This is a genomic window from Companilactobacillus versmoldensis DSM 14857 = KCTC 3814 (genome assembly GCF_001434295.1).
Lineage (GTDB): Bacteria > Bacillota > Bacilli > Lactobacillales > Lactobacillaceae > Companilactobacillus > Companilactobacillus versmoldensis.
This window is the reverse complement of record NZ_AZFA01000047.1, coordinates 1-2,771: the sequence shown is the minus strand read 5'-3', so window position 1 is coordinate 2,771 and position 2,771 is coordinate 1. Positions and strand designations below refer to the sequence as shown.

Below are 2,771 nucleotides of genomic sequence, written 5' to 3'. Positions count from 1 at the left end.
CTCCTTTGTGTTTTTTGTTGCTAGGTTTTGACCTCGTACAGTGCTGCCTCTTTTATACCTCTTTTATAAACCTCTTTTAAACCTCTTTTAGACCCCTCTTGAGGCTTACTCTCCCAAGGCTTATAGAAGTTTATCAACTACATTTTGTCTGTTTATCAACTACATTTTGTCTGTTTATCGACTACATTTTGTCTGTTTATCGACTACATTTATTTACTCCTGTATTCAAATAAGGTAGTATTATTCAAGGAGGTTATTTTATGAGCAATGAATTAGTCAAATATGACCCTGAATTAAATACAATCCCCTTGCGAAGGTTTACTCCTGTAGAAATGAACTTGTTCTTTTCTGTAGTTTCTAGAATGCGTGATAAAGGTGATGATACTGTTAGATTTACCTTTGATCAGTTAAAAGAGTTAAGTGCCTATAAGCCAACCGCAAATAATCGGTTTATTGATGATATACAAAGTACATATCAAAAAATACTAGGTCTTAGATTTGGCTCTCGAAGTAAAGATGGTCTTGATAGAGAGATGTTTGTCATGTTCACTCGATTTGAAATTAAGGGATCTGCAGACGTTCCTTATGTTGATATTCAAATTTATCCCAAAGCGTTGAAACTTCTAAATAATCTCGAAAGTTGGGTTCGTTATGCTTTGACAGAGTTCCGAGATTTAAAGAGTAGTTACGCAAAAACAACTTTTCGTATTCTTAAACAATTCCGAACCACTGGTTATGCTTATTTTTCTAAAAATGATTTCTTTGAACTACTAGATATTCCACAAAGCTATTGGAGTAAGCCTGCGAACGTTGAATCTAGGGTTATTCGCCCAATTAAAGAAGAACTAACCCCTTTGTTTAGAGGTCTAACTATACGAAAAAAATATGGTAAAGGTCGCGGGAAACCAGTGATTGGTTATACTTTTACTTGGAAGCCTGAAAGAAAAGACGCAAACGACTTTTCTCAAGGTAAGTTCCAAGATGAGCGTCAAAAACTTTTTAATATCCAGAATAATGGTGAATTAACAGAACAAGAAAAATGGCGTGCTACCGATAAAGTTAAAGGCCTACCACTAGGCTCAACTGAAAAACAGATTTTAGCCGAACGACAGATTGAGCATGATAAAACAATAAGAGATCAGACAAGACAAGAAATGCTTGCTGAACTCCGAAAGGGGTTTGGAAATAATGCCTAAAACAATTAGAGAACTTGCTGATCAATTGAATGTCTCCAAACAGACTATTCAATATCATTACCAAAGACTACCAGCAAAGAATCGGCAAAAAGATAGTCAGGGTACAAACATGATTAGCCCTAAAGCTGAAAGGATTATCAGAGACAAAGTAGCAAAGCCTTTGTTAGCAAACAACCAACAAATAGATAGCAAAGAAACTACAAAGACTAACAAAGACAATAATGAGCTGGTTGCAACTCTGATAAAAGAAGTAGAGGACCTAAAGTCTCAACGAGACAAACAGCTTGCTACCAAAGACCGCCAAATAGACAGTTTAACAAAGTTGATAGATCAGCAACAAAAATTACAGTTATCAACTGTAACAGAAAACCGACAATTAAAAGAACACGTGCGAAAATTGAGTTATTTGGTTGAATCTCCTAATTCAACTAAAAAGCAACAAGCAAACGACCAACAAACAAAATGTAGGGTGGGTGAAACTGATAATAAAGAAAGAATCATACCTAAAAGTTGGTGGCGTTTTTGGAAAACAAAGTGATTTGGTAGATTGTAAAATTAATCCGAACGCTGTTCGGATTAATTTTACAATCTACCAAATATAAAAAGCATGGTAAAAATATTACAATCACTAATTTCAGTAACGGACCGTACCATTTTTACTATACTTTTGGGATTCCTATGAAACCAAGAGCAACTTATATTTATGATTATCTAATTGTTCTATATCCTTGTATTAAAACTACTAGTACAAGAGGGATTGTAATCCACCAATCTCTCCGATATACCAATGAAATACCTAAGAACAGTGAAAATAAAATAAACACATAAAACGATGGTTTTTTATAAAAAAGGGTTTTCATCCGCTTAAATTCACCTCTTATCAATATAATTTTATTGTATCCCTAAAAAATTAAAATTCAAGTCCCCGTTGTGCTAGTTTATTTGTTGACCCTTGGCCGCCAGTACTTTTTGTACTGCAACACTACCTTGCTTAAACTCTTTATCTGTAAGGCTTTGTCAGTTTTCTCCTGTATCATTTGTACTGACATGCGCTTCTTTGTATCGACTTGCTTTGGCTTTATATCAAGCATTTACACCTTTTTTCTATCTCACTCGCGTTTTTGGCACCTGTATCTCCGCGACATGCCTACCACAATAAAATGCTCTCTATCCAGCTTGATAGTAGGCTCGCCGTAGTAATTGACATTCCTCAACCTTTTATCGAGCGATACACACGTTGTCAGTGAGCCCCTAGTTCTGTCGTGATTTCTGGGACTGATAACTCCCTTTTAGTCAATACAAGCCACCTCCTGTTTGCAGTATATGATTATTATAGCCAAAAAAAGTAGTCCTTAACGGGCTACTCCGCCTTATTTATCGAACATTTTTTAATTGCTACCAACCTTTTGTACTCTTGCAATCTACCAAAACAAAACACCAATGATATTTTCCTATGCATCAGGGGGTATAATTAACAAATAACCCCTCAAAAACGTTGTTAAAATAACCCCCAATATCTATAATGTAGATATTGGGGGTTATTTTAATTTATTTTTTTATAAGTGCCCCTAAACT

At 35.1% G+C, this 2,771-nt stretch carries 2 protein-coding genes; both read left to right on the top strand.

Annotated elements, in window-relative coordinates; genetic code table 11:
• Window positions 1-260: 260 nt before the first annotated feature.
• Complete coding sequence (locus tag FC27_RS11365; protein ID WP_010625628.1) at window positions 261-1,196, top strand: replication initiation protein; 936 nt, start codon at window positions 261-263, stop codon at window positions 1,194-1,196.
• A complete protein-coding gene (locus FC27_RS11360) occupies window positions 1,189-1,734 on the top strand; it encodes a DUF536 domain-containing protein (protein WP_010625627.1) in 546 nt (181 codons plus the stop codon). Before FC27_RS11365 ends, FC27_RS11360 begins: the two co-directional genes overlap by 8 nt.
• Window positions 1,735-2,771: the final 1,037 nt, after the last annotated feature.